Consider the following 18,054-nt stretch of genomic DNA (forward strand, 5'->3'; position numbering starts at 1 on the left):
TATGAGTAGTCGGCATGTTTGAGCGTCCGCCGACCGGCCAGGCGGCCGTGATCGTGCATCTCGCCTTCGGCCTCGACGAATACGACGAGGCCGATCGCGAGTTCCACGAACTGGTCACGTCGGCCGGTGGCGAAGTGCTTGCCCATGTCGGCGGTAGTCGGCGCAGCCCCGATCCGCGGTATTTCGTGGGCGGCGGCAAGGTCGACGAAATTGCCGAGCTCGTGGTCGAACACGGCGCCGAACTCGTGGTGTTCAACCACGACTTGTCGCCGAGTCAGGAGCGCAACCTCGAAAAGCGCCTGAACGCGCGCGTGCTCGATCGCGCCGGGCTCATTCTGGATATTTTTGCGTCGCGTGCGCGTTCGCACGAGGGCAAGTTGCAGGTCGAGTTGGCCCAACTTCAGCATCTGGCCACACGGCTGGTGCGAGGCTGGTCGCATCTGGAGCGTCAAAAGGGCGGTATCGGCCTGCGCGGGCCGGGTGAAACCCAGCTGGAAACCGATCGCCGCCTGCTCAACGAGCGTATCAAGATGCTGCGCCAGCGCCTGGAGAAGGTCAGTGCGCGGCGCGAGCAGGGCCGTTCGGCACGTCGGCGTGCCCGTACGCCGATCGTGTCGCTGGTGGGCTATACCAATGCCGGCAAGTCGACGCTTTTCAATCGACTCACCGGCGAAGACATCTATGCCGCCGACCAGCTGTTCGCTACGCTCGATCCGACCCTGCGGCGTATGAGTGTGCCGGTGGGCGAGCCGTTGATCGTGGCCGATACCGTGGGTTTCATCCGCGATCTGCCGCATGAACTGGTGGCGGCGTTCAAGGCCACGCTGGAAGAAACACGCGAGGCCGACGTATTGCTGCATGTCATCGATGCCGCCGACGTGGAGCGCCGCGCCCACGCACGCGAAGTCAATAACGTATTGGCAGAAATCGGTGCGGGCGAGGTGCCCCAGATCGAGGTGTTCAACAAGGTCGATCTGATCGACGACGAATCCGCGCGTATCGAAACCGATGCGCACGGCCGCCCGCTGCGTGTCTGGCTGTCGGCGGCCAGCGGCGAGGGCGTGGATGCGCTGCGCGCGGTGCTGGCCGATTTCTGCAATCCGGATATGATCGCCGGCGTGCTGCGCGTGCCGGCGGCAGCCGGGCGGCTGCGCTCGGCGCTGTTCGAGCTGGGCGTGGTGGACGACGAAAGCTACGATGACGACGGCGCGAGCCGGCTGAACGTGACCGCTTCGCAGGGCGACCTGGAGCGAATTGTCGCCCAGGCCGGGCTTGCGTTCGACGACGTGCTGGTGGAACGGCGGGCCGCGCGAATGGCCGCGGCGGACTCGGCATCTTCGGCTTCGCCGTCTGCGTAAGGCGCTTGCAGGCTGCGGTTGTTGCTGTGCTGGCTGTCGGTGTATGCGCCAGCAGCGTTCGACAGGGGTACGGGGGGTCGATAGAATCGCGCTTTCGCCCCGCGCCGGCGGCCAAATCCTTCGTTCCAGCCGCGTGCCGTTACGCCGCGAGCTGTGTGCGCGATGGCAATGTAAAGGAAACAACAGATTTGCTCATGGCAAATGAACGATCGATAACGCAACCGCCCAGCTCGGCGGTTCAGGCACTCGCTCTATCCTTGCGCTGCACCCGATTCGGGCGCGGCGCGCATGGCGCGTGCGCTGTTCACAACATGGCAACGGGAGCCTGCTGATATGGCCTGGAATGAGCCCGGTAAGGGTCAGGACCCCTGGGGCGGCGGCAACAAGAACAACGGTAGCGGCCCGCCCGATCTGGATCAGATCTGGCGTAAGTTCCGTGCCCGCATGTCCGGCAACAAGGGCGGCAATGGTGGTTCGGACAACGGCGGCGGCGCCGGTGGGCCGAGCCCGGCGATTTTGTTGTTCATCGTGCCGGTGGCACTGGTGATCTGGCTGCTGACCGGTCTGTACGTGGTGCAGCCGGGTGAAAAAGGCGTGGTGCTGCGTTTCGGTGACTATATCGAGACGCAGGGGCCGGGCTGGCACTGGCGGATTCCGTATCCGGTGGATCGGGTCTACAAGGTCGATACCCAGCAGGTGCGCCGGGCCAAGAACCGCGCGGTGATGCTGACCAAGGACGAAAACATCGTCGAGGTCGAGGTCGCCGTGCAATATCGCATTTCGGATGCGATGAACTATCTGTTCCAGCTGCGCGAGCCCGATGCCACCGTCGAGCAGGTGCTGCGTTCGGCGGTACGCGAGATCGTGGGCACCAGTCGTATGAACCAGGTGATCCAGGAAGGCGTGCAGGTCGAAGAGCTCGAGGATCGCGCGTTGCAGAACGTCGATCTCAAGGAAGGCTCCGGCCAGCCGGCCGAAAAGGATGCCCTGCAGGGCGTGGACGACAAGCTCGTCAACGAGATCAAGGCCCAGCAGGAAAGCTACCCCGAGATCACCGACCGTTCGCGCGCGGCCTTGCCTGAAAACGTACGCAAGATCGTGCAGAGCACGCTGTCGAGCTACGACGCCGGTATCGATGTGGTGGCCGTGAACGTGCAGTACTCGCAGCCGCCCGAACAGGTGCAGGGTGCGTTCGAGGAAGCCATCAAGGCGCGTGAGGAAGAAGAGCGCAAGAAGAATATCGCCCGCGCCTATGCCCGCGATATCGTCGCCCGTGCCCAGGGTGAGAAGGCGCGAATTCTGCTGGATGCACGGGGTTATCGCGAACAGAAGACGGCCCGCGCCAAGGGTGAGGCCCAGCGCTTCACCGAACTGCTGGCCCAGTACGAAAAGGCGCCGGAAGTCACCCGCGAACGCCTGTATCTGGAAACCATGGGCGACGTGCTGTCGAACGCGAACCTGATTCTGGCCGAGCAGGGCGGCAACGGGCCGATGATGTATCTGCCGCTTGAAAAGATGCTCAATGAATCGCGTCGCAACAAACAGCTCGAGAACGCAGCCAACGACGGCATGAACGCCGATTCGGATGGCAACAGCGCCAATGCCGGCTCGGCCGACAGCGGATCGAACGACAATAGCTCGTCGTCCAGCCGCCGTTCGTCCGACAGTCTTCGCAGCCGGGACCGCAACTCATGAGCCCCAAGCATATTTTCGCGATCATCGTCGTTCTCGTCATCGGCTACGCAGCGCTCGATTCGGCCTTCATCGTCGACGAGCGTGAGCGTGTCGTGGTGGTCGAGCTGGGTGAGATCGTCGGCCAGAACTACGAGCCGGGCCTGCATTTCAAGGCGCCCTTCATCCAGACCGTGCACTCCTTCGATCGCCGCGTGATGACCTTCACCGAAGAGATCGAACGCGTGCTGACCTCCGAGAACAAGAACCTCGCGGTCGATTTCTACGTCAAGTGGCGTATCAACGATACGGTCGACTATTACCTGTCGACCCAGGGCCAGGAACAACGCACTCGCGACCTGCTCACCGAAATCGTGGAGAACGACCTGCTGGCCGAATTCTCCAAGCGCACGATTCGCCAGGCGGTCGGCGACGATCGCAACGAAATCGTCGCCGCGGTTCAGGTGCAGGCCAATCAGGACGCCAAGGAACTCGGTGTGCAGATCGAGGACGTGCGCATCATGCGTCTGGACCTGCCCGAAGAAGTCAGCGAGTCGGTCTACGAGCGCATGCGCTCCGAGCGTCAGGAAGTCATCCGTACGCTCCGGGCCCAGGGCGACGCGGCCGCGCAGGAGATCCGCTCGGACGCCGAACGCGAACGTACGATCATCCTGGCCGATGCCTACAGCCAGGGGCAGGTGATCCGCGGTAAGGGCGACGCTCAGGCCGCCGAGCTCTATGCCCAGGCGTATCAGGCCAACCCGACGTTCTACAGCTTCTATCGCAGCCTGGAGCTCTATCGCAATGCGCTGGGCAGCGACGATCTGATGCTGCTGCGCCCGGACGGCAAGCTGTTCCGTTACTTCAACCCGAGTGCGTCGAACGCCGGATCGAGCCCGTAGCGCGGCATGTGGCCGGATCTTGTGCGCGCGTTGGCGCTTGTGCTGGTGATCGAGGGGTTGATGCCGTTCATCGCCCCCGAGCGCTGGCGTGAGATGATGCTGCGGCTGTCGGAAGTCGACGGCCGCAGCCTGCGCGTGTTCGGCGGCGTGCTCATCGGCGTGGGCGCGGTGCTGTTGCAATTCATTCATTGATTCAAAGACGTCGGAACGCGATGCAATCCAACCGCTGGCTTTTGCCCGAGGGCGTACAGGAAATGGTGCCGCCGGAGTCGTGGCGCCTCGAATCTGCCCGCCGGCAGCTTCTCGATCTGTACTGGCGCTGGGGCTATGACCTCATTCGCCCACCGCTGATCGAATATCTCGACTCGCTGTTGACCGGGGCCGGTCACGAGCTCGATCTGCAGACCTTCAAGCTGACCGATCAGCTCAACGGGCGCATGATGGGCGTACGCTCGGACATGACCACCCAGGCCACGCGTATCGATGCCCATCGCCTGGCGGCCACAGGGCCCGCGCGCTACTGCTATATCGGCAGTATTCTGCGTACCCGGCCCGAAGAGCCGGGTGGTTCACGCCAGCCCTTGCAGGTCGGCGCGGAGAAATTCGGCGATGCCCATATCGACAGCGATCTGGAAATCGTGTCGTTGATGCTGGAAACGCTGGGCCTGATGGGTATCGACAACGCCTGTCTGGATCTCGGCCATGTCGCGATCTACCGGCGGCTGGTCGCCCATGCCGATATGCCGGCCGAGCTCGAGCCGCAGCTTTTCGATGTGGTGCAACGCAAGTCACGGCCGGACCTCGACGCGCTCGCCGCCTCAGGCCGTCTGGATGCCCAGAGCCATGCCCGCTTCACCCAGCTGATCGAGCTCAATGGCGCGCCCAGCGTGCTCGCCGATGCGCGCGAGGCGCTGGCCGGAATCGACCCGGGCATCGACAGTGCCCTGGATCGGCTCGACGAAATGGTCGCGCTGCTGGCCAACCACTACCCGCAGGTACCGCTGTTTCTCGATCTGGCCGAGCTGCGCGGCTATCGTTACAAGACCGGCCTGCTGTATGCGGCCTTTGCGCCCGGTCTCGGGCGCGAACTGGCCCGTGGCGGGCGCTACGACAATGTGGGCGCGGCGTTCGGGCGGCCGCGCCCGGCGACGGGTTTTTCGGCCGATCTCAACCTGTTGGCCGCGCTCGGGCGCTTCGATGTCGCGCCGCGCGGCGGCGCGATCCATGCGCCGGCCGGTAGCGACCCGCAGCTGCTGGCCAGTGTTCGCCGGCTGCGCGCGGCGGGCGAACGCGTGGTCGTGGCCACGCCGGATAGCGGCGATCGTATCGACCCTGGTTGCGATCGCGCACTCGAATATATCGACGGTCGCTGGGACGTGCGACCACTGTCTGAAACGACTCACCCGAGCAAGGATTAGTCATGGGCAAACGTGTCATCGTCATCGGCAGCCAGTGGGGCGACGAAGGCAAGGGCAAGATCGTGGATCTGCTCACCGATCGCACCCGCCATGTCGTGCGCTTTCAGGGCGGCCACAATGCCGGCCATACGCTCGTCATCAATGGCGAGAAGACGGTGCTGCACCTCATCCCGTCGGGCATTCTCCACGATGGGGTGACCTGTCATATCGGCAACGGCGTGGTGCTCTCGCCGGAAGCACTGATCGAGGAAATGGCCACGCTCGAGGCGCGGGGCGTACCGGTACGCAGTCGCCTGCGCATCAGTCCGGCCTGTCCGTTGATCCTGCCCAGCCATATCGCGCTGGACAAGGCGCGCGAAGCCGCCCGCGGCAAGACCGCGATCGGCACCACCGGCCGCGGTATCGGTCCCGCGTATGAAGACAAGGTGGCCCGCCGTGCGATCCGCGTGGGCGATCTGTTCCGGCGCGAGATGCTGGCCGCCAAGCTCGGCGAGGCGCTGGACTTCCACAACTTCGTGCTCAAGAACTATTTCGGCGTTGCGCCGATCGATTTTCAGTCCACGCTCGACGAATGCCTGCGCTATGCCGACGAGATGGCGCCGATGGTGGCCGACGTGGCCGAGCTGCTGCGCCAGGCCTACGTCGCCGACGAATCGATTCTGTTCGAGGGCGCCCAGGGCGCGCTCCTGGATGTGGACCACGGCACCTATCCATACGTAACGTCCTCCAACACCACGGCTGGCGGGGCGGCCACCGGCACCGGCGTGGGCCCGGTGTATTTCGACTACGTCATGGGCGTGGTCAAGGCCTATACCACGCGCGTGGGCTCGGGCCCGTTCCCGACCGAACTCGACGACGCCAACGGCCGCCATTTGGCCTCCAAGGGCGCCGAGTTCGGTGCCACCACGGGGCGCGCGCGTCGCTGCGGCTGGTTCGATGCCGTGGGCTTGCGCCGGGCGGCCTTCAACAACAGTCTGTCGGGGCTTTGTATCACCAAGCTCGACGTGCTCGACGGCCTGGATGCGATTCAGCTGTGTACCGGCTATCGCTGCGATGACGAGCTGATTACCGTGCCGCCGCTGGGCGCGGATGCGCTGTCGCGTTGCGAGCCGGTGTATGAAGAGATGCCGGGCTGGAAGGAGTCCACGGTGGGCGTACGCGAATACGATGCGCTGCCGCAGGCCGCGCGTAATTATCTCGATCGTCTGACCGAGATCGTGGGTACGCCGATCGATGTGGTGTCCACCGGCCCCGATCGGGCCGACACCATCGTGCTGCGCGACCCGTTCGCGGGCTGAGGTTGCCTGGCCGCGGTCGCCGCCTGGTGACCGCGGTGTCTGAAGGGTTGAGGCGCGGCGCACGCGCTTTCGACAGACATAAAAAAAGCCGCGCTACCAGCGCGGCTTTTTCGCGATTCACGCTTGGCTCGGCCAATCGTGAGTCATCAATTCGAACTTGGTGCCCAGGAGAGGACTTGAACCTCCACGACCGTTAGGTCACTAGCACCTGAAGCTAGCGCGTCTACCAATTCCGCCACCTGGGCTCGAAGAGCGCGCAATTTAGCGATTGGCCCGGCAGTTGTCAATCGCTGTCGACAATCGTTGCTTGTGCATGCCTGTGGTTACGGTATCGTGCGCGCATATGGAGCAAAATCTTGAATAAGAAAACGAGCGGTAGCGCCGACTGGCGCGACCGCGATCCGCAGTTCAAACACGAAAAAGGCAGCTACGCCGAACCGGTGCCCAGCCGCCAGCTCGTGCTCGACGACCTCGCCGAGGCCGGGCGGCCCCTGACCTGGGCCGAGCTGACCGAACGCTATGCGTTGACCGGCGATGCCGCTGAAGCGTTCGAGCACCGCCTGCGCGCCATGTTGCGCGACGGCCAGTTGCTGGAAAACCGGCGCGGCGCGCTGGGGCCGCTCGACAAGATGGATCTGGTGCGTGGGCGCGTACAGGGTCATCGCGACGGGTTTGGCTTTCTCATCCCCGACGACGGCGAGCAGGACGATGTCTTTCTCAACCCGCGTCAGATGCGCCTGCTCATGCACGGCGATCGCGCGGTGGTGCGTATCGTCGGACGCGATCAGCGTGGCCGGCGAGAAGGACGTATCGCCGAGGTGCTCGAGCGTGTCAACGACACGGTCGTCGGGCGCTTCGTCGAAGAGCGTGGCGTATGTCATGTCGTGCCCGACAATGCGCGCATCGCCCACGATATCCGCGTGCCCGAGGCCGATCGCAACGGCGCCGAACATAACCAGATGGTGACCGTTCGTATCGTCGAGCCGCCGTCCAAGCGCGTACAGCCGATCGGCGAGATCGTCGAAGTGCTGGGCGACCGCATGGCGCCGGGCATGGAGATCGATATCGCCATGCGCTCGCACGGCATTCCCTACGAATGGCCGCCCGAGGCGCTGGCCGAGGCCGAAGCCTTCGGCGACGCCGTCGCCGAAAAAGACAAGCAGGGGCGCACCGATCTGCGCGATCTGCCCTTGGTCACCATTGACGGCGCCGACGCGCGCGATTTCGACGACGCTGTCTATGCCCGCAAGACTCCCCGCGGCTGGCGGCTGTGGGTCGCCATCGCCGACGTGTCTTCGTATGTGAAACCGGGCTCGGCGCTCGACGAAGAAGCCCAGCGCCGTGCGACCTCGGTGTATTTCCCCGATCATGTCGTGCCCATGCTGCCGGAGGCATTGTCGAACGGCTTGTGTTCGCTCAATCCCGAGGTCGACCGGCTGGCGCTGGTCTGCGAAATGCGCCTGGACAAACAGGGGCGCATGCGCTCGAGCCGCTTTTATTCGGCGGTGATCCGTTCGCATGCGCGCCTGCTCTACGAACAGGTCGCCGACTGGCTGGAAAACCCGGAGAACATGCCCGAGCGCTATCGGGAATTGGCTCAGCCGCTGAACAACCTGCACGGGCTGTACGAGGCGCTGCTCGCCGAGCGGCGCGAGCGTGGCGCGATCGAGTTCGAAACCACGGCCACGCGCATCATCTTCAACGAAGATCGCAAGATTCAGCGCATCGTGCCCACCGAACGCAATGTCGCGCACAAGATCATCGAGGAATGCATGATCGCGGCGAACGTGGCTACGGCCACGCATCTGTCGAAAAAGCGCATGCCGCTGCTTTATCGCGTGCACAGCGGCCCGGCGGCCGACGCGCTCGAGGATCTGCGTGCGTTCCTGGCCGAGCGCGGACTCTCGCTGCCCGGTGGCAGCGATCCGCAGGCGGCCGACTATGCGCGGCTGCTGGCGTCCATCGCCGATCGCAGCGATGCGCATCTGATCCAGACAGTGATGCTGCGCAGTCTGTCCAGGGCGGTCTATACGCCGCATAACGACGGCCATTTCGGTCTGGCGCTGGAAAACTACGCCCATTTCACATCGCCGATCCGGCGTTACCCGGATCTGCTGGCCCATCGCGCGATCAAGCACCTGGAGGCGCGGCGCAAGCCCAAGACCTTCGACTACGACATGGGCATGATGGAGGCTCTGGGCACCGTCTGCTCGGAAGCCGAAAAGCGCGCCGACGACGCCACCCGCGATGTCGACGACTGGCTCAAATGCGAATACATGAGCGATTCGCTGGGCCAGACGTTCGAAGGCACGGTCACCGGCGTGACCTCCTTCGGGCTGTTCGTCGAGCTCGATGGTATTTATGCGACCGGCCTGGTGCATGTATCGAGCCTGTCGAATGACTATTATCATTTCGACGCCCAGTCGCGTTGCCTGCGTGGCGAACGTTCAGGCGTGGTACACCGGCTGGCCGACAAGATGAAGGTGAAGGTCGCGCGCGTCGATCTCGACGAGCGCAAGATCGATTTCGAGCTGGTCGCGCCCGACAGTGCGGCCACCAAACGCGGCAAACCGGCGCCGAAGTCTGACTCGGGCAAGTCCGACAAGCGCAAGTCGTCCGGCAAGTCGCGCCGTCAAAGCAAGCGAGGTAAACGTTGATGAACCGGTCCATGACCCGAAAGAATTCCGCCATCCTGCTCGTCGCACTGCTGTGCACGGCGTTGTTCGTGACCGCCTGCGCGGGGGACCCCAACCGCAAGACCAAGATCGGTGCCGGCGTTGGCGCGGTCCTCGGTGGCATTGCCGGTTCCCAGCTGGGCGACAAGTCCGGCACCAACGCCGCGATCGGCGCGGCCATCGGCGCACTCGCCGGCGGCGCGACCGGGCGCTATATGGATAACCAGCAGCAAGAGCTCAACCAGAAGCTGTCGGCCGAACAGGCCCGCGACATGCTCGATATCACCCGTCTGAACGGCGACGCGCTCAAGATCGGCGTGGCCAGCGATGCCTCGTTCGCGGTGGATAGCGCCACTTTGTCGGGCAACGCCCAGAGCACGTTCAACAAGATCGCGGAAACGCTCAAGGACTACGACAAGACCGCGATTCACGTGGTCGGTCATACCGATAGCACGGGCAGCGAGCAGTACAACATGAAGCTGTCGCAGGAACGCGCTCAGGCCGTGGCCCAGTTCCTGACCAGCCGCGGCGTGGATCCGCAGCGCGTGCTTACCTGGGGGCGCGGCGAATCCGAGCCGATCGCCAGCAACGATACCGAAGCCGGCCGTGCGGAAAACCGTCGTGTGGATATCGTGATCAAGCCGATCGTGGAAGGCCAGGAATCGCAGGCTTTCTCCGAGCCGCCGTACCTCGGCTCGTAAGCGAGGCGTTTTCGGCCATCGTGCCGATCGATGAAGCCCGGCATGGCCGGGCTTCTTTGTTTGCAGCAATTCTTTCGAGCGACAAGAGCGGGGCATAGCCGGTGACAAGCGCAGACGAACGGGGCCTGATCGGCGGCTTTCATGCCGTGATGAGTGCGATTGAAAAGGATCGCGGCCTGGCGCGCATCTGGCTGGCCAGCGGCCGACGTGACGGGCGCGCCGACGCGTTGCGGGCTGCCGCGGCCGATCGCGGTATCGAGATCGTCAGCGCGGATATGGCCGCGCTCGATGCCATGCTCGCCGATGTACGTCATCAGGGCTGTATCGCCGAGCGTGCGCTCGCGCGCGAAAAACGCGAATCCGACCTGCTGGATCTGCTTGCCGCCGCCGAGCGCCCCTGGGTGCTCGCACTCGATCAGGTTCAGGATCCGCACAATCTCGGCGCCTGTCTGCGCAGCGCGGCCGCCGCGGGCGTGACCGCCGTGATCGCACCGCGCAAGCGTGCCGCCGGGCTCACCGCTGCCGTACGCAAGGTGGCCGCGGGCGCGGCCGAGCGTATTGCCTTCGTGCCGGTGACCAATCTCACCCGCGCGATCGCACGCCTGCAGGACGAGGGATTCTGGGCGGTTGGCCTCGACGGCACGGCAGAACTTTCGATCTACGACAGCGACCTGCCGGAACGGCTGGTGCTCGTGGCCGGCGGCGAGGAAAAGGGCATCCGGGCACTCACCGCGCGCCAGTGCGATGCGTTGGTTTCGATTCCGATGGCCGGGGACATCGAAAGCCTGAACGTATCGGTGGCCACGGGCGTGGCCCTGTTCGAAGCGCTGCGCCAGCGCCGGCTGGCTACGCAGGGCTGAAATAGCCCGCGCACGCGTTGCGTTGGGCGCGTCAAGCCCTTAGACTACCGCGCCTCGCGGCGTTCGCGCCGCAGTCCTTGCTCCACGGTCGTTCAGGCAATCGAACAGGCCGGGGGCTGCAACCCGAAAGGAAACACAATGCGACACTATGAAATCGTGTTTCTGGTCCACCCGGACCAGAGCGAGCAGGTGCCGGCGATGGTCGAAAAATATCGCGGCATCATCGAAAACGACGGCGGGACCATCCACCGCCATGAAGACTGGGGCCGTCGTCAGCTGGCCTATCCGATCACCAAGATCCACAAGGCGCATTACGTGCTGATGAACGTGGAGTGCTCGCAGGAAGCGCGCGAGGAACTCGAAGACGCGTTCCGTTTCAACGACGCCGTGCTGCGTCATCTGGTGATCGCCCGTCACAAGGCCGATACCGACCCGTCCCCGCTTGCCAAGAACGCCGACGATCGCGGCGAGCGCAAGCCTGCTGCCAACGCCAGCTAAGGAGTTTCGAACATGGCCCGTTTTTTCCGTCGCCGTCGTTTTTGCAAGTTCACCGTCGAAGGCGTCGAGGAGATCGATTACAAGGATATCGAGACCCTCAAGCAGTACGTCACCGAAACCGGCAAGATCGTGCCCAGCCGTATTACCGGCACCGCGGCACGCTATCAGCGTCAGTTGTCCACCGCGGTCAAGCGTGCGCGTTTTCTCGCGCTGCTGCCGTACACCGATCGGCATTCGTCCTAGGAGGCCCTCGTGGAAGTCATTCTGCTACAGAAAGTCCGCAACCTCGGCGACCTGGGCGATACCGTCAAGGTCCGTCCCGGTTACGGTCGTAATTTCCTGATGCCGCGTGGCATCGCGCTGCCGGCCACCAAGGCCAACCTGGCGGTCTTCGAAGAGCGTCGTTCCGAGCTGCAGGCTGCCTCGCAGGAACGCGAGGACCAGGCCAAGGCGCGTGCCGACAAGCTGCGTGGCACCGAGTACGTCATCGCCATGCGTGCCAGTGACGAAGGCAAGCTGTTCGGTTCGGTCGGTCCGCAGGAAATCTCGGACGCGATCACCGAAGAAGGCGTCGAGGTCAGCCCGAAGGAAGTCACCCTGACCGAAGGCACCATCCGCCAGGTCGGTGAGTACAGCGCCTTGTTGCAGCTGCATGCCGAGGTCGAGGTCGAGGTCACCGTGATCGTCGCCCAGAAGACCGACATGGGCATCAACATGCCGCCGCGTCGGGCCGCCGACGAGGCCGAAGAAGATGCGACCGCCGACGAGCTCGATGGCGAGCGTGTCGAAGACGCCGGCGAGCCGGCCGACGAAACCGGCACCGAAGCCGACGCGCCGCTGGGCGAGCGCGAAGACTGATTCGGTCGCCGTCGCGGCATTTTCTGCCCGACCTGAAAACGCCGCCTCCGGGCGGCGTTTTTTTTGGTCCGCGCCTTGCGTAAACTCCAGCTTCATTCTCGCCGCGTACGCACGGCGAGACGCCCCTCGTTCGTGTAAACAGGCGATACGCCATGGCCGAAGCCAAGTTGCCCCCGCATTCCATCGAGGCCGAGCAATCCGTGATCGGCGGCCTGCTTTTGTCCGAGCGTGCCTGGGACGAAGTCGCCGGGCGCATCAACGAAGACGATTTCTATCGCGAGGATCACCGCCTGCTGTTTCGCGGGCTGGCCGATCTCGCCGATACCGGCCAACCGCGCGATCTGGTCACGCTCACCGAATGGCTGCGTAGCCGCGGTCTGCTGGAAAAAGCGGGCGGGGCCAGCTATCTGGGCAATCTCGCTGCCGATATTCCGGGCGCGGCCAATATCAAGGCCTACGCGGATATCGTGCGCGAACGCTCGATCATGCGACAGCTCATCCGCGCCGGCGACATGATCACCACCATGGGGTTCGATACCCAGGGCCAGACCGCGGCCGATCTGCTCGAATCCGCCGAAAAGGAAATCTTCGCCATCGCCGAGCGCGGCCGGCGCGGCGGCGAGGGCCCGCAGGGGCTCAATTCGATTCTCACCAAGGCGGTGAACCGGATCGAAAAACTCGTGGCCAACGAGGGCTCGTTTTCCGGCCTGCCGACCGGGCTCAACAACTTCGACAAGATGACCAACGGCCTGCAGCCCTCGGATCTGTTGATCCTGGCCGGGCGCCCGTCGATGGGCAAGACCAGTTTCGCGATGAATATCGTCGAAAACGTCGCCATCAAGGAGAAGGTGCCGGTCGCCGTGTTCTCGTTGGAAATGTCGGCCGAACAGCTGGTTATCCGTATGATTTCGTCGTGGGGGCGTATCGATCAGTCGCGGTTGCGCTCCGGCCAGCTCACCGAGGATGACTGGCCCAAGGTCACCTCGGCGATCGGCATCATGAACGAAAATGCGCGGCTGTTCATCGACGACACGCCCGCGTTGTCGCCCTCCGAACTGCGGGCCAGGGCACGCCGGCTCAAGCGCGAACACGATATCGGCCTGGTCATGGTCGACTATCTCCAGCTCATGCAGGTGCCGGGCACCAAGGAAAACCGCACCAACGAGATTTCCGAGATCTCGCGCTCGCTCAAGGCGCTGGCCAAGGAACTGGACGTGCCGGTGATCGCGCTCTCCCAGCTCAACCGCCAGGTCGAGCAACGCGACAACAAGCGTCCGCGCATGTCCGATCTGCGTGAGTCCGGCGGTATCGAGCAGGACGCGGACGTGATCATGTTCGTCTATCGTGACGAGGTTTATAACGAAGACACGCCCGACAAGGGGGTGGCCGAGATCATCATCGGCAAGCAGCGTAACGGCCCGCTGGGCACCGCGCGCACGGCGTTCTTGTCGCATTTCACGCGTTTCGAGAATCTCCAGGAACACTACGACGACGATTTCATGGAATGATCGCCGTTTTCAGCCCAATCGGGATTGCGCCATGATTCGAGCCCGCGCCGTCATCGACCGCGCCGCGATCGCCCACAACCTCACGCGCGTACGTGCAATGGCGCCGCACAGTCGCGTGTATGCCGCGGTCAAGGCCGACGGCTACGGGCACGGCGCGACCACCGTTGCCAATGCGCTGGCCGAGGCCGATGGCTTTGCCGTATCGAGCCTCGACGAAGCGCTGCAGCTGCGCTGGGCCGGGATCGACAAGCCCATCGCCATGCTCTCCCAGCAGCTCGATGCCACGGTCTGTGAACAGGCCGGCGAATATGCCTTCGAACCGGTGATATTCCACGCAAGCCAGCTCGACGCGCTCGAGCACCATATCGGCCCACCCCTCAAGGTCTGGGTGAAAATCGATAGCGGCATGCACCGGCTGGGCTTTGCGCCGGCGTATCTCGACGAGGTACAGGCACGGCTGGAAGCGCTCGAACGCGTCGAAATCGCCGGCTGGCTGACCCATCTGGCCTGTGCCGATGAGCCGTCGCGCCCCGAAACCCCGGCCCAGCTGGCGGTATTCGCCGAGGCCACCGCCAATCGTCGCGGTTTGCGTTCGATCGCCAATTCGGCTGCGGTACTGGCCTGGCCGGACGCGCATGCCGATATCGTACGGCCAGGCATCATGCTCTATGGCAGTTCGCCCATGTGCGATCGCGATGCGGCCAGCTACGATCTCAAGCCGGCCATGCACTTGAGTGCGCCGTTAATTGCGCGTAACCATATCGCCGCCGGCGAAACCATCGGCTACGGCGCGACCTGGCGTACCCCCGAGGCGATGGATATCGGCGTGATCGGCATCGGCTACGGCGATGGCTATCCGCGCCATGCGCCCTCGGGCACGCCGGTGCTGATCGATGGCGTGCGTGTCCCTCTGGTCGGCCGGGTATCGATGGACATGATTACCGTGGATCTGCGCAGCGCGCCGAATGCGGCCGTGGGCGATCGCGCCACCCTCTGGGGCGGCGGCCTCGATGTCGACGAAGTCGCCCGGCATGCCGATACCATCGCCTACGAACTGTTCTGTCGATTGACGCCGCGGGTGCGCTTCGAGTTGGTGTGAGCGTTGCTTGGGTATGAAACGCAGTGGGCTGTTCTGAAGAAGGCAGGTCGTCCGCGAATGAACGCGAATACACGCGAATAAGGCAAAGACGTAGTGCGCCAAGGCCGGCTTGGTGTCCACGCCGCACGCTCAATGCAGTCCGCAGATGGTCCCTCTATAAGCACTTTCGGTAATGCACCGCGAGATGGCTTCGTTCTTCAAGACCAACCACAGATTTCGTAGATTACACAGATAAACACGCGGGCCACATGCGTCGGAAGGCAGTGAATGACCGCGATTTAGTGTCTTGATCTGCGTCGATCTGCGGACTGTGCCTTACCGCGAGTGCCACCCAAGCCAAGGCGTCAATACTGTCTATCGCCCACTACGGCCAAATCAATCAATCGGCGTAATCGGCGTAATCTGCGGATCAATGGCTTCTTGGCTTATGTATGAAATCCAGTTGCAGCCAGATTGTCCGCGAAGACGCGCGAATAAGGCGCACGACAGGTTGCTCGAAGGGCTGTTGCGCTGCGGTTAACGCCTCGCGTGCCAACGGTTTAGCCAATCAAGCGCTGCTTTTCATTCGCGTTTATTGGCGTGCATTCGCGGACCGTTTTCCTTCGCTGTCGATTGCGCCTGAAGCGCTTGTTGAGGGCCGCGCGAGCGTTACCGCAAGCTGATCGGGCTGCGGCTTCGCTCTTCGCGCTTGGCACGGCCCCGCTCGCGGCGGCGGTTGTCGGTCGCCTCTGGGGTCAGGTGTTCGTGGAAGAAGGCGATCTGGTCGGCACTGGACTGGCGAAAGCCCGCACCGCGGTAGATATCGAAATGGCCGATCTTGTAGTGGCGCTCGCGCCCGCGCTCGCCGGCGTGCAGGACGGTGGCCTCGGCGGCCCACGGCGGGGCGACGCTGTCTTCGTCGCAGATCTGTACGAGTATGGGGCAGGGCAGCCGGTTGGCGCGCCGGCCGGGCCGGTAGAAGGCCAGCGTAAGGGCAAAGCGCGCCGCCATTTCGTTGCGCCAGTCGGGTGGGGTGATGGCCTTATAGCCGTCGTAGGCATCTTCGCTGGTCATCGCGGCGAGCGTACCCGGCCGGCCCACGATCGGGATCATGTACGGGTCGGCGCCGGCGAGGTTGTTGATGGCATCGCGAATGCCGGCCCAGGTGAGCTTGAGCAACTGCATGAAGCCCGCGTACGAGACGAAGTTGGTCACCGCGGCAAGCCCGTCCATCATCGGCCCCTGGGCGGTGACCGCGGCGACATGGCCATCGCGCGCGGCGGCGGCCACAACATGCCCGCCGGAGAACGAGCTGCCCCAGAGCGCGATACGTTCGGGGTCCACATCGGCCTGACGCCGGGCGACGGCGATCGCGATCTTCCAATCGTAGAGTTGCGCGCGAACGGAAAACAGCTGGCGTGGCTCGCCGTCGCTGGCGCCGAAATAGCGGTAGTCGAACAGGAACACGGCCAGCCCGGCGCTGGCGAAGCGTTCGGCATAGGGTTCGAGCCCGGCGTCGCGGGTGCCGCCCAGGCCGTGCGCCATGACCACGCAGGGCACGCCATTGTCGGTTCGCAGGGCATCGCTACGCGCGGGATAGAACCAGGCGCGACAGGTCGTGCCACGGCTGATGAAGTCGATATCCAGGCGTTCGTGCATCGAAACCTCGCTGATCGTTCACCACGGCGTCTGCCAATCGTCGGCGCGCGGTGCGTGCATCGCTGAAATACAGCGCCTAGTATGCCGGTTTGTTTTCCGGCGCCGTAAGTCCGTATCGCGACTCCAGCGAGCGAATAGGTGGGCCACGGCGGGCAGGGCCGCGTTTCGTGGTGCCGGCCGGCATGATTTTCGAGAGTGTGATGGCGCGCAACAAGACTGTTTTCATCTGTGAGGCCTGTGGCGCGAGCCACCCGAAATGGGCGGGCCAGTGCAGCGATTGTGGCGCCTGGAATACGCTGGTGGAAAGCGTTGCGGCCGCGCCGGCCAAGCCCGGGGCGGGCGCGCCGACGAGTTTCGGCAATGCCGCGCCGCAGGTGGAACGCTTGAATGCGATCCGACCGGCCGAAACCGCGCGTACGCCCACCGGCTTGTCGGAGCTCGACCGCGTGCTCGGCGGCGGCCTCGTACCGGGCTCCGTGATTCTGATCGGCGGCGATCCGGGTATCGGTAAATCGACGCTGCTGTTGCAGGTGCTGGCCCAGCTCTCGGCGGCAATCCCGGCGCTCTATGTCACTGGCGAGGAGTCGCTGGAGCAGGTTCACCTGCGCGCGCAGCGCCTGGGGGTAGATCAGGCGGAACTGGCGGTGCTCGCCGAAACCTGTGTCGAGCGCGTGCTGGCGCTGGCCAAACCGCAGGCACCTAAACTGGTGGTGATCGATTCGGTTCAGACCGTGTTCTCACAGGCCGTGACCTCGGCGCCAGGCAGCGTGTCGCAGGTGCGTGAATCGGCGTCCATGCTGGTGCGCTTTGCCAAGGCCACGGGTACGGCGTTGATTCTGGTGGGGCATGTCACCAAGGAAGGCACCATCGCCGGCCCGCGTGTGCTCGAACACATGGTTGATACCGTGCTCTATTTCGAAGCCGAGGCGTCCAGTCGCTTTCGCGTGATTCGGGCGGTGAAGAACCGTTTTGGCGCGGTCAACGAGTTGGGCGTGTTCGCGATGTCCAACACCGGCCTGAAGCAGGTCACCAATCCGAGCGCGATCTTCTTGTCGCGGCATGAAACGGCCGTGCCCGGCAGTGCGGTGATGGTCACCCGCGAAGGCTCGCGACCGATGCTGGTCGAAGTCCAGGCGCTGGTCGACGAATCCCAGCTGCACAACCCGCGCCGCGTCGCACTCGGCCCGGACAGTCAGCGCCTGGCCATGTTGCTGGCGGTGCTGCACCGTCATGGCGGTATCCCGTTGGGCGATCAGGACGTGTTCGTGAACGTGGTCGGCGGCATGCGCGTGACCGAAACCGCGGCCGACCTGGCCGTGGTGCTCGCGGCGCTTTCGAGTTTTCGCGATCGCGCGCTCGGCGAACGGTTAGTGATATTTGGCGAAATCGGCCTGGCTGGCGAAATCCGGCCGGTACCGGGCGGCGAGGATCGCCTCTCCGAGGCCGCCAAGCACGGCTTCACCCGGGCGATCGTGCCCAAGGCCAACACGCCGCGCAGCAAGCGTATCGGCGAAATGGAAATCGTCGGCGTGGCGCGCCTGAGCGAGGCGATCGACGCCATCGCTTAGCT

General features: G+C 64.2%; 15 protein-coding genes, 1 tRNA gene and 1 pseudogene. 15 read left to right on the forward strand and 2 right to left on the reverse strand.

The annotated features are described in order from the left end of the window. Positions 1 to 14 precede the first annotated feature (14 nt). The 6 genes from hflX to T5B8_RS08065 all read left to right on the forward strand — a co-directional run bounded on the left by hflX (position 15) and on the right by T5B8_RS08065 (position 6,647). Positions 15 to 1,358: a ribosome rescue GTPase HflX gene (gene hflX, locus T5B8_RS08040; protein WP_353177771.1), complete on the forward strand. Its 1,344-nt coding sequence runs from the start codon at positions 15 to 17 to the stop codon at positions 1,356 to 1,358. 333 nt (positions 1,359 to 1,691) lie between these two features. Continuing rightward, entirely contained in the window at positions 1,692 to 3,053 is a 1,362-nt protein-coding gene (hflK, locus tag T5B8_RS08045) for a protease modulator HflK (RefSeq protein WP_353177773.1), read from the forward strand. After that, positions 3,050 to 3,931, forward strand: coding sequence for a protease modulator HflC (gene hflC, locus T5B8_RS08050; RefSeq protein ID WP_353177775.1), 882 nt, complete (start codon positions 3,050 to 3,052; stop codon positions 3,929 to 3,931). The genes hflK and hflC overlap by 4 nt, the downstream gene beginning before the upstream one ends. Before the next feature lie 6 nt (positions 3,932 to 3,937). After that, a complete protein-coding gene (locus T5B8_RS08055) occupies positions 3,938 to 4,123 on the forward strand; it encodes a DUF2065 domain-containing protein (RefSeq protein ID WP_353177777.1) in 186 nt (61 codons plus the stop codon). Between the two features lie 20 nt (positions 4,124 to 4,143). After that, positions 4,144 to 5,349 carry an ATP phosphoribosyltransferase regulatory subunit gene (locus tag T5B8_RS08060; protein ID WP_353177779.1) on the forward strand — a complete coding sequence of 402 codons (1,206 nt, stop codon included), beginning with the start codon at positions 4,144 to 4,146 and terminating at the stop codon, positions 5,347 to 5,349. Positions 5,350 to 5,351: 2 nt separating this feature from the next. Continuing rightward, entirely contained in the window at positions 5,352 to 6,647 is a 1,296-nt protein-coding gene (locus T5B8_RS08065; RefSeq protein WP_353177781.1) for an adenylosuccinate synthase, read from the forward strand. A 158-nt stretch (positions 6,648 to 6,805) separates the two neighbouring features. On the opposite strand, the gene T5B8_RS08070 is transcribed toward T5B8_RS08065, so the two are convergent. Beyond that, positions 6,806 to 6,892, reverse strand: a tRNA-Leu gene (locus T5B8_RS08070). Positions 6,893 to 7,003: 111 nt separating this feature from the next. On the opposite strand from T5B8_RS08070, the gene rnr reads away from it, so the two are divergent. The 8 genes and pseudogenes from rnr (at position 7,004) to alr (ending at position 14,846) form a co-directional block, all read left to right on the forward strand. Next, complete coding sequence (gene rnr / locus T5B8_RS08075; RefSeq protein WP_353177783.1) at positions 7,004 to 9,304, forward strand: ribonuclease R; 2,301 nt, start codon at positions 7,004 to 7,006, stop codon at positions 9,302 to 9,304. 11 nt (positions 9,305 to 9,315) lie between these two features. Beyond that, complete coding sequence (locus T5B8_RS08080; protein WP_353177785.1) at positions 9,316 to 10,023, forward strand: YiaD family glycine zipper/OmpA-like lipoprotein; 708 nt, start codon at positions 9,316 to 9,318, stop codon at positions 10,021 to 10,023. Positions 10,024 to 10,124: 101 nt separating this feature from the next. Next, positions 10,125 to 10,883 carry a 23S rRNA (guanosine(2251)-2'-O)-methyltransferase RlmB gene (gene rlmB / locus T5B8_RS08085; RefSeq protein ID WP_353177786.1) on the forward strand — a complete coding sequence of 253 codons (759 nt, stop codon included), beginning with the start codon at positions 10,125 to 10,127 and terminating at the stop codon, positions 10,881 to 10,883. A 138-nt stretch (positions 10,884 to 11,021) separates the two neighbouring features. Then, positions 11,022 to 11,381, forward strand: a complete 360-nt coding sequence (rpsF, locus tag T5B8_RS08090; RefSeq protein WP_293627128.1) for a 30S ribosomal protein S6 — start codon at positions 11,022 to 11,024, stop codon at positions 11,379 to 11,381. A gap of 12 nt (positions 11,382 to 11,393) precedes the next feature. Further along, positions 11,394 to 11,624 (forward strand): 30S ribosomal protein S18, encoded by a 231-nt coding sequence (rpsR, locus tag T5B8_RS08095; protein ID WP_353177788.1) that lies wholly within the window; start codon positions 11,394 to 11,396, stop codon positions 11,622 to 11,624. Positions 11,625 to 11,633: 9 nt separating this feature from the next. Next, positions 11,634 to 12,068: pseudogene (rplI, locus tag T5B8_RS08100) on the forward strand (50S ribosomal protein L9); the annotation flags it as partial. Positions 12,069 to 12,391: 323 nt separating this feature from the next. Then, positions 12,392 to 13,747 (forward strand): replicative DNA helicase, encoded by a 1,356-nt coding sequence (gene dnaB, locus T5B8_RS08105; RefSeq protein ID WP_353177790.1) that lies wholly within the window; start codon positions 12,392 to 12,394, stop codon positions 13,745 to 13,747. Positions 13,748 to 13,778: 31 nt separating this feature from the next. Next, positions 13,779 to 14,846, forward strand: a complete 1,068-nt coding sequence (gene alr, locus T5B8_RS08110) for an alanine racemase (RefSeq protein WP_353177792.1) — start codon at positions 13,779 to 13,781, stop codon at positions 14,844 to 14,846. 648 nt (positions 14,847 to 15,494) lie between these two features. On the opposite strand, the gene T5B8_RS08115 is transcribed toward alr, so the two are convergent. Then, positions 15,495 to 16,484: an alpha/beta hydrolase gene (locus tag T5B8_RS08115; protein WP_353177794.1), complete on the reverse strand. Its 990-nt coding sequence runs from the start codon at positions 16,482 to 16,484 to the stop codon at positions 15,495 to 15,497. Between the two features lie 200 nt (positions 16,485 to 16,684). Between T5B8_RS08115 and radA the strand changes: the two genes are divergently transcribed. Then, positions 16,685 to 18,052: a DNA repair protein RadA gene (gene radA / locus T5B8_RS08120; protein WP_353177795.1), complete on the forward strand. Its 1,368-nt coding sequence runs from the start codon at positions 16,685 to 16,687 to the stop codon at positions 18,050 to 18,052. The last annotated feature ends 2 nt before the right edge of the window (positions 18,053 to 18,054 follow it).

Origin of the sequence: Salinisphaera sp. T5B8, from assembly GCF_040361255.1 — a bacterium.
In the GTDB taxonomy this organism is placed as follows: domain Bacteria; phylum Pseudomonadota; class Gammaproteobacteria; order Nevskiales; family Salinisphaeraceae; genus Salinisphaera.

Excerpts from the sequence above, each read along its gene's own strand:
- T5B8_RS08115 (WP_353177794.1), bottom strand. The coding sequence starts at position 16,484 with ATGCACGAACGCCTGGATATCGACTTCATCAGCCGTGGCACGACCTGT.
- dnaB (WP_353177790.1), top strand. The coding sequence starts at position 12,392 with ATGGCCGAAGCCAAGTTGCCCCCGCATTCCATCGAGGCCGAGCAATCC.
- alr (WP_353177792.1), top strand. The coding sequence starts at position 13,779 with ATGATTCGAGCCCGCGCCGTCATCGACCGCGCCGCGATCGCCCACAAC.
- radA (WP_353177795.1), top strand. The coding sequence starts at position 16,685 with ATGGCGCGCAACAAGACTGTTTTCATCTGTGAGGCCTGTGGCGCGAGC.
- rpsF (WP_293627128.1), top strand. The coding sequence starts at position 11,022 with ATGCGACACTATGAAATCGTGTTTCTGGTCCACCCGGACCAGAGCGAG.
- hflC (WP_353177775.1), top strand. The coding sequence starts at position 3,050 with ATGAGCCCCAAGCATATTTTCGCGATCATCGTCGTTCTCGTCATCGGC.
- hflK (WP_353177773.1), top strand. The coding sequence starts at position 1,692 with ATGGCCTGGAATGAGCCCGGTAAGGGTCAGGACCCCTGGGGCGGCGGC.
- rpsR (WP_353177788.1), top strand. The coding sequence starts at position 11,394 with ATGGCCCGTTTTTTCCGTCGCCGTCGTTTTTGCAAGTTCACCGTCGAA.
- hflX (WP_353177771.1), top strand. The coding sequence starts at position 15 with ATGTTTGAGCGTCCGCCGACCGGCCAGGCGGCCGTGATCGTGCATCTC.
- T5B8_RS08065 (WP_353177781.1), top strand. The coding sequence starts at position 5,352 with ATGGGCAAACGTGTCATCGTCATCGGCAGCCAGTGGGGCGACGAAGGC.
- T5B8_RS08060 (WP_353177779.1), top strand. The coding sequence starts at position 4,144 with ATGCAATCCAACCGCTGGCTTTTGCCCGAGGGCGTACAGGAAATGGTG.
- T5B8_RS08080 (WP_353177785.1), top strand. The coding sequence starts at position 9,316 with ATGACCCGAAAGAATTCCGCCATCCTGCTCGTCGCACTGCTGTGCACG.
- T5B8_RS08055 (WP_353177777.1), top strand. The coding sequence starts at position 3,938 with ATGTGGCCGGATCTTGTGCGCGCGTTGGCGCTTGTGCTGGTGATCGAG.